The organism is Actinophytocola sp. (assembly GCF_036402745.1).
Lineage (GTDB): Bacteria > Actinomycetota > Actinomycetes > Mycobacteriales > Pseudonocardiaceae > Actinophytocola.
This window is the reverse complement of record NZ_DASWSJ010000304.1, coordinates 33,174-40,298: the sequence shown is the minus strand read 5'-3', so window position 1 is coordinate 40,298 and position 7,125 is coordinate 33,174. Positions and strand designations below refer to the sequence as shown.

The window sequence follows — 7,125 nt, the reverse complement described above, 5'->3', positions numbered from 1 at the left end:
CCTCAGGTATCCGCTCCGCGAAAGTCCTCCGGGGAGACGGAGTCGAGGAACTCGCGGAACTTCTCGACCTCGTCCTCCTGCTCGTCCGGGATGATGAGGCCGGCTTCCTGGAGGACCGAGTCCTCGGCGTGGATGGGGACGCCGATCCGCAGAGCTAAGGCGACCGAGTCACTGGGCCTGGCCGAGACCCGAATGTCGCCGTCGAAGACCAGCTCGGCGAAGAACGTGCCCTCGCGCAGGTCGGTGATGCGGACCTGCTCCAGCTCGCGGCCCAGCGCCCCGATCACGTCCTTGAGCAGATCGTGCGTCAGTGGCCGAGCCGGCCGGACGCCCTGCTGCTCCAAGGCGATCGCGGTGGCCTCCACCGAGCCGATCCAGATCGGGAGGTATCGCTCACCATCGGTCTCGCGCAGCAGCAAGATCGGTTGGTTGGCGGGCAGTTCCACCCGCACGCCCACGACTCGCATCTCGCTCATCGGGTTCGCCTCCCTTCGCTCAGCGAGGATGTGCACACCCACACGTTCGAGGATCGCTCATCGTTGGCCTCGACGCTACCCGCCATCTGGTCCCGACGCTTGTGTAATCAGGTAGCGATCCGCGTCACGATGCGACAACGTGCCGTGACACGCCGTCCGGTTGATCTTCAAGCTTACCTGCCCGAAATCTGGCGCAACCCAGCCTTCACAAGAAGGGTGTGCAGCCCCACCGAGAGCGCCGCCAGCTCACGGATCGCCTCGTCGGCCCGGCCTCGCGCGTCCTCGGCGTGCTGGCGGTACATCGGCGCGACGATCTGTTCCAGCAACCCCACCTCGCGGTCGGCCGACGCCCGGAACGCCCGCAGGTGCCGTGGCTCGATGCCGTAGCCGGCCATCGTGCGGACCATCCGCGCGACCATCGCGGACTCTGTGTCGTAGAACCCCGCCGCGCCCGGTCGGACCAGCCCGTACTGCTCCAACTCGCCCAGCGTGGCCGCGTCGATGCCGGCCTGCTCGAGCAGTTCTTCCTTGGTGAGCCGGCGCAACGGCTCCTCGGCGAACTCCGCCGCGCTGGGCAACCCGTTCGCTGGCACGGACATCAGCCCGCGCGGTGGCCGCGTGGCGGGGTCCGGCGACTGCTGGTCGGGCTCCCCGCGATCCGCGGCATCGAGCTGCTCCTTGATCACCTTCAACGGCAGGTAGTGATCGCGCTGGGCGGCGAGCACGAACCGCAGCCGGGCCACGTCGGCCGGGGTGAACTGGCGGTACCCCGACGCCGTGCGGGCAGGTTGGATCAGCCCCTCGGACTCCAGGAACCTGATCTTGGAGATGGTGACGTCCGGGAACTCCGACCGGAGCCGGCTGAGCACCACGCCGATGCTCAACCCCTCGCCCGCTGGCCGCCCGGCAGCCGTCACCCCGACCCCCTACGCGGACCTAGGATCCGTGGCTGGTGCCGGTGAGAAAGACCAGGCGGAACTTGCCGATCTGGACCTCGTCGCCGCCGGCGAGCACGGCCTGGTCGACCGGCTCGCGGTTGACGTACGTGCCGTTGAGGCTGCCGACGTCGATGACCACGAACTCGCCACCCTCACGCCGGAACTCCGCGTGCCGGCGGGAGACCGTGACGTCGTCGAGGAAGATGTCGCTGTCCGGGTGCCGGCCGGCGCTGGTGGTGTCCCGGTCGAGCAGGAAGCGGGAGCCCGCGTTGGGCCCGCGCTTGACCACCAGAAGGGCCGAACCGGCCGGAAGGGCGTCCACACCGGCGACGGACGGTTCCGCGGGCGGCGCCTCGGACCCCTCCACCTCGGCGAGGAAGTCGGCCCGGAACACGGAAGTCCGCTCCGGAGACTGCTCCGGCGGGACGCCGGGCCCGTCGTTGGTGCTCACCTGAGCTCTCCTCCTGCTGGTGCTGACTTCTACGAGTGCAAACGTACCGTGCGCGATCAGCAGGCCAGACAGCGAGGTCCCCCGCGTCGCGCGCTCAGTCCTTCTCGGTCAGCTCCTGGTACGCGCCGGCGTCGAGCAGGCCGTCCAGCGCGGCCGGGTCGGCGACCGAGAGCTCGATGATCCAGCCCTCGCCGTAGGGGTCGCTGTTGATGAGCTCCGGCGACCCGTCGAGGGCGGCGTTGACCGCGGTGATCTCCCCGGCGACCGGGGCGAAGATCTCCGAGACGCTCTTGGTGGACTCGACCTCGCCGACGGGGTCGCCCGCGTGCACCGTCTTGCCGACCTCGGGCAGCTCCACGAAGACCACGTCGCCGAGCTGCTGCTGGGCGTAGTCGGTGATGCCGACCCGCACGGTCCCGGCCTTGCCGGCCAGCCACTCGTGCTCTTCGGTGTACTTGAGGTCCTCCGGCGTCACGGCCCCATCCTCACGCTCGACATGTCTCCACAGATGTGTCGGCCGAATCCTAGATGGGCGCGGGCCGGGCAGACGACCGCAGTGCCGCGCGTGTCTGCACCAGGTAGAGCACCCCCGACCACAGGAACAGGGCGCCGCCCCAGACGGCGAACGCGTAGGCCACCGGGCGGATGATCGTGGCCGCCGTGGAGGCGCCCTGGGCGAGCAGCAGCAGCGGCATCGCGTACAGGAGGTTGAAGGTGGCCGCCTTACCGATGTAGGTGACCTCCGGTGGGGCGAACCCGTTGCGGCCGAGTACCCAGATGCAGATGCCGACGACGACGTCGCGGCCCACGAGGAGGGCGGCGATCCACCACGGCACGATGTCGCGCGCCACGAAGGCGACGACCGTGGCCAGCGTGTAGAGCCGGTCGGCGGCCGGGTCGAGCATGGCGCCGAGCCTGCTGGCCTGGTTGAACAGCCGGGCGATCTTGCCGTCGGCCCAGTCCGAGACGCCGGCGTAGACGAGGATCGCGAGCGCCCAGCCGTCGGCCTTCGGGCCCAGCAGCAGCCAGAGGAAGACCGGCACGAGGGCCAGCCGGACGATGCTGAGGAGGTTGGGGACGGTCCACAGCCGATCGGGCAGCTCCGCGACTTCCTGCGGCTGTACGGGCTGCGTGTCCTCGACCATGCCGCCGACTGTATTGCCTGGCGGCCCGGTTCGGAGTGGGATCAGCGCTGCTCCGCGGTCTCGCGGGTGCGGGTCCAGCCGCGGCGGTGCAGGTCCGCGTCGGTGAGCGACTGCGGTCGCCCCCGGTCGTCGACGCCCACCCAGCGGGAGCGGCCGAGCGCACCCTCCCGGACGTAGGCGTGGCCGCGGCTCCACACCACGCTGCACGGGGTGGTCGGCAGGGAATTGCGCGGGGTTTCGCTGCTCATCTCATCTCGCAGGGTCGAACGGTCGTTCCGCAACTTTCTTTCGGCAACTTCGCCCCGGGCGTTAACCCCATCCACGATCGAGTGGCAGACGTTCACCATTCCGCAAATCAGGAGTTACGCACCGGCACCATCGCGACGGCGTATCGGAACGCCTTCGACAGCAGGACCGTGCCGTCGGCTCCCACCGCCGGCTCGACCGAGGCGACGAACGCGTCGTACACGGCCCGCTCCCCCGCGAGCCGGATGGCCTGCAGCAGCTGCTCGCTGCCCAGCATCGCGGCCCACGCGGCGGCCAGGCTCGGGTACCGCGCGGGGCAGCCGACCTCGCCCCTGGCCAGCACGGCGAGGCCCGCGGCACGCAGGCCGGCCTCCAGCCCGGGGTCGTCGGCGAGGGGGACCGAGTCGCGCCGGGTCAGCCGGCGCAGGTGCTCGCCGAACGTCGCCGCCCAGCACCCGGCCGGGTGGACCCAGCCGCCGACCGCGACGCGCCCGCCGGGCCGCACGACCCGGATGAGCTCGGCGAGGACCGCGGTGCCGCCGGTCCCGCCGCACGCGGTGACGACGTCGAACGTGCCGTTGTCGAAGGGCAGCGCGTCGACGTCGCCCTCCCGCAGGTCCGCGTCCGGCAGCGCCCAGCGGGCGATCTCCAGCCGCTCGACCGCCGTGTCGACCCCGGCCACCAGCGCACCCCTGCGCTCCGCGGCCCGCAGTAAGAGCCCGACGCCACAGCCGACGTCCAGCAGGCGCATCCCGGTCAGCGGTCCGAGCGCGCGCAGGATCGCGCGGTGCAGCGGGCTGTGCCGGTCGTGCCGATGCGGAACATCCAGAACCATGGGTGCGGTGCTTGCTGAGGCCATGCTGGGGCTCCCTGCCGCCGTATTCGTCGAGTTCATCGTCAGGGATTCCGCACCGCTACACATTGGGCAAAGACTCAAATCGGATGGCCCAATGTCTTAGACGATTGGAGCAGCCCAGGTCACCGACGGTGGAATACTTACGCGGTGCCAAGACGGGTGTCGGCGCCGGAACTCATCGGCAGGCGGGCGGAGCTCGCCGTACTGGACGCTGCGCTGACCGACGCGGCAGGTGGCGCCGGGCGGTTGGTGCTGGTCGAGGGGGACGCCGGCGTCGGCAAGACCCGGCTGGTCCAGCGGTTCGCCGAGCGGGCCGCCGAGTCGGGCGCGGCCGTGCTCACCGGCGGCTGCCTGCAGCTCGAGGCCGACCTCCCCTACGCGCCCTTCGCCGAGGCGCTCGCCACCATCCCGTCCGCGTTCTTCGCGGGGCAGCCGGGCGGCGACGGTCGGGCGGGTGAGTTCCGCCGGGTCGCCGAGGCGATCGCCACCGCGGGGCGGCCGGTCCTGCTCGTGCTGGAGGACCTGCACTGGGCGGACGCGTCGACCCGGGACCTGCTCGTGTTCCTCCAGCGCGCGCTGCGGCACGCACCCGTGCTGCAGGTCGGCACGCACCGCAGCGGCGAGATCGCCGGCGACCACCCGGTGGCCGGCATGGTCGCCGAGCTGGGCCGGCTGCCGCACTGCGAGCGGCTGCGGCTGCCGCCGCTGGACCCGGCGGAGACCACCGCGCTCGCCCGTGGCCTGCTCGGCGTCGAGCCGGCCGCCGAGATGGTGAAGGTGCTGCTGACCAGGGCCGAGGGCAACCCGTTCTTCACCGAGGAGCTCGTGGCCGCGTGGCCGGCGCGCGGCGAGGTGCCGCAGACCGTCCGCGAGGTCGTGATCACCCGGCTGGCCCGGCTCAGCCCGGGCGCCCGCCAGCTCGCCCGGCTCGCCTCGGTGGCCGGCCGCACCGCCGGCCACGACCTGCTCGCGGGGCTCGCCGGACTATCCCAAGTGGACCTCGACACGGCGGTCCGGGAGCTGATCCACCACGGGCAGCTGGTGACCACCGGCGAGAACGGCAGCGGGGACGGCGGCGGGGACGGCTATGCGTTCCGGCACGCGCTGATCCGCGAGGCGATCTACGCCGACCTGCTGCCCGGCGAGCGGCGGGCCGCGCACGGCCGGGTGGCGCGGCTGCTCGACGGCCGGCCCGGCGCGGCCTCGGCCGCGGAGCTCGCCCACCACTGGGACGCGGCCGGCGAGCCGGCCGAGGCGCTCGTGGCGTCGGTCCGCGCGGGCGACGCGGCGAGCGCGGGCTTCGCGCCGGCCGAGGCCCACGTGCACTACGAGCGGGCGCTGCGCTGGTGGGGGTCGGCGGCCGAGCCGGCGGAGCTGGCCGGCGTCGACCTGGACACGCTGCTGGAGCGGGCGGCCGAGGCGGCGAGCCTGGCCAGCCGCAACCCACGCGCGGTCGAGCTGACCCGGCAGCGAATCACCGAGCTGGATGAACACACCGACCCGGAACGGGTGGCGCTGGCCTACGCGGTGTTGTCCTACCGGGCATGGGCGTCGGCCGACTGGCCGCTGTCCCGGCAGGCCAACGAGCGCGCGCTGGAGCTGATCCCGGCCGACTCGCCGGCGCGGGTGCCGATCCTGGCCCGGCGCGCGGGGCTGGCGATGCTGTCGTCGCGGCACCGGCAGGCGATCGAGCACGCGACCGCGCTGCTGCCGGTCGCGGAGGCCGCGGGCGACCGGACGTCGCTGGCGCGTGGGCTGATGGTGCTGGGCCTGTGCGAGGTCGGGCTCGGCCACGTCGAGGCCGGGCTCGGGTACCTGCGGCGGCACCTGGCGGTGGCCGACGAGACGCGCGAGCCGCGGATGCTCGGGGTCAGCTACGCCAACCACCCGGAGGCGCTGGTGTGGGTCGACCGGCCGCGGGAGGCGCTGGCCATGGCCCGCGAGGGGGTCGAGCGGGCCGGCCAGTTCGGCTTCGACTTCTACCTGCTGCTGATCGTCGGCAACCAGGTCCGGGCGCTGGCGGAGCTGCACCGGTGGGACGAGGCGCTCGACTCCTCGGAGGACCCGTCGGACCCCGCGGCCGACGCGTTCACCCGGCTGCCCGTCGACCTCACCCGCGCCGACCTCTACCTCAAGCGCGGCGCGCGGGCCGAGGCGACCGCGCTGCTCGACCGCTGCGCGGAGGTGCTGACCGGGCAGGACGACGTGCAGTTCGGCACCGAGCTGTCGGCGTTGCAGGCGCTGCTGGCGATCGAGGAGCGGCGGTGGGCCGACGCGCGGGCGGCGGTGGCGGAGGGCCTGCGGGTGGCGATGTCGGCGGACAACCAGCACCGCGCGGCCCGGCTCGTGGCGGTCGGCGTCCGGGTGGAGGCCGCGGCGGTCGACGACGCGCGCGCGTCCGGCGCCGCCGCCGACCTGGAGGCCGCGCGGGCCGCCGCGGACGCCGTGCTCACCGCGGGCTCGGCGCACCTGGCCGCGCTCGAGAGCGACGGCGCGGTGGCGCTCCCGCGGACGCGGCGCTGGTGGGCGGTGGCGCGGGCCGAGCGGACCCGGCTCGGCACGCCGTCCCCGGCGGCGTGGGCGTCGGCGGCCGCGGAGTCGAGCCACGACCGGCACCTCACGGCGTACGCGCGGTTCCGCGAGGCGGAGGCGGTGCTGCTCGCGCGAGGACCGCGCCAGCGGGCGGTGTCGGCGTTGACCGCGGCCGCGGCGGTGGCCACCGAGCTACGGGCCGAGCCGCTCGCCGCCATGGCGCGGGCGCTGGCCGAGCGGGCCCGGATCCCGCTGTCGGCGGCGCTGCCCGACCAGCCGCCGGAGGACCCGCTGGGCCTCACCGCGCGCGAGGCCGAGGTGCTGGACCTGCTCGGCCGGGGCCTGACGAACCCCGAGATCGCCGGCGAGCTGTTCATCTCCACGAAGACGGCGAGCGTCCACGTGTCGAACATCCTGCGCAAGCTCGGCCTCAAGAGCCGCATCCAGGCGGCGGCGCTGGCCCAGCGCCGCCGCGGATGAC

The 7,125-nt window shown here is 73.4% G+C and carries 8 protein-coding genes; 1 reads left to right on the top strand and 7 read right to left on the bottom strand.

What is annotated here, in order from left to right:
• Nucleotides 1–2 precede the first annotated feature (2 nt).
• The 7 genes from VGD70_RS28430 to VGD70_RS28400 all read right to left on the bottom strand — a co-directional run bounded on the left by VGD70_RS28430 (nt 3) and on the right by VGD70_RS28400 (nt 4,091).
• Entirely contained in the window at nt 3–476 is a 474-nt protein-coding gene (locus tag VGD70_RS28430) for a bifunctional nuclease family protein (protein WP_075134004.1), read from the bottom strand.
• A 173-nt stretch (nt 477–649) separates the two neighbouring features.
• Nucleotides 650–1,393, bottom strand: coding sequence for a MerR family transcriptional regulator (locus VGD70_RS28425; protein ID WP_331086664.1), 744 nt, complete (start codon nt 1,391–1,393; stop codon nt 650–652).
• Between the two features lie 19 nt (nt 1,394–1,412).
• The gene (gene garA, locus VGD70_RS28420) at nt 1,413–1,865 is read right to left on the bottom strand and encodes a glycogen accumulation regulator GarA (protein ID WP_331086662.1); all 453 of its coding nucleotides are present in this window, start codon (nt 1,863–1,865) and stop codon (nt 1,413–1,415) included.
• A gap of 94 nt (nt 1,866–1,959) precedes the next feature.
• A complete protein-coding gene (gcvH, locus tag VGD70_RS28415; protein WP_331086660.1) occupies nt 1,960–2,340 on the bottom strand; it encodes a glycine cleavage system protein GcvH in 381 nt (126 codons plus the stop codon).
• A gap of 49 nt (nt 2,341–2,389) precedes the next feature.
• On the bottom strand, nt 2,390–3,010 hold the full coding sequence (locus VGD70_RS28410) for a CDP-alcohol phosphatidyltransferase family protein (RefSeq protein ID WP_331086658.1): 621 nt from the start codon (nt 3,008–3,010) through the stop codon (nt 2,390–2,392).
• A 41-nt stretch (nt 3,011–3,051) separates the two neighbouring features.
• The gene (locus VGD70_RS28405; protein WP_331086656.1) at nt 3,052–3,258 is read right to left on the bottom strand and encodes a hypothetical protein; all 207 of its coding nucleotides are present in this window, start codon (nt 3,256–3,258) and stop codon (nt 3,052–3,054) included.
• 107 nt (nt 3,259–3,365) lie between these two features.
• A complete protein-coding gene (locus tag VGD70_RS28400) occupies nt 3,366–4,091 on the bottom strand; it encodes a class I SAM-dependent methyltransferase (protein ID WP_331086654.1) in 726 nt (241 codons plus the stop codon).
• 168 nt (nt 4,092–4,259) lie between these two features.
• On the opposite strand from VGD70_RS28400, the gene VGD70_RS28395 reads away from it, so the two are divergent.
• The gene (locus tag VGD70_RS28395; protein WP_331086652.1) at nt 4,260–7,124 is read left to right on the top strand and encodes a helix-turn-helix transcriptional regulator; all 2,865 of its coding nucleotides are present in this window, start codon (nt 4,260–4,262) and stop codon (nt 7,122–7,124) included.
• Nucleotide 7,125: the final 1 nt, after the last annotated feature.

Coding starts and splice junctions, on each gene's coding strand:
- VGD70_RS28430 (WP_075134004.1), bottom strand. CDS start 476: ATGAGCGAGATGCGAGTCGTGGGCGTGCGGGTGGAACTGCCCGCCAAC.
- VGD70_RS28410 (WP_331086658.1), bottom strand. CDS start 3,010: ATGGTCGAGGACACGCAGCCCGTACAGCCGCAGGAAGTCGCGGAGCTG.
- VGD70_RS28405 (WP_331086656.1), bottom strand. CDS start 3,258: ATGAGCAGCGAAACCCCGCGCAATTCCCTGCCGACCACCCCGTGCAGC.
- VGD70_RS28400 (WP_331086654.1), bottom strand. CDS start 4,091: ATGGTTCTGGATGTTCCGCATCGGCACGACCGGCACAGCCCGCTGCAC.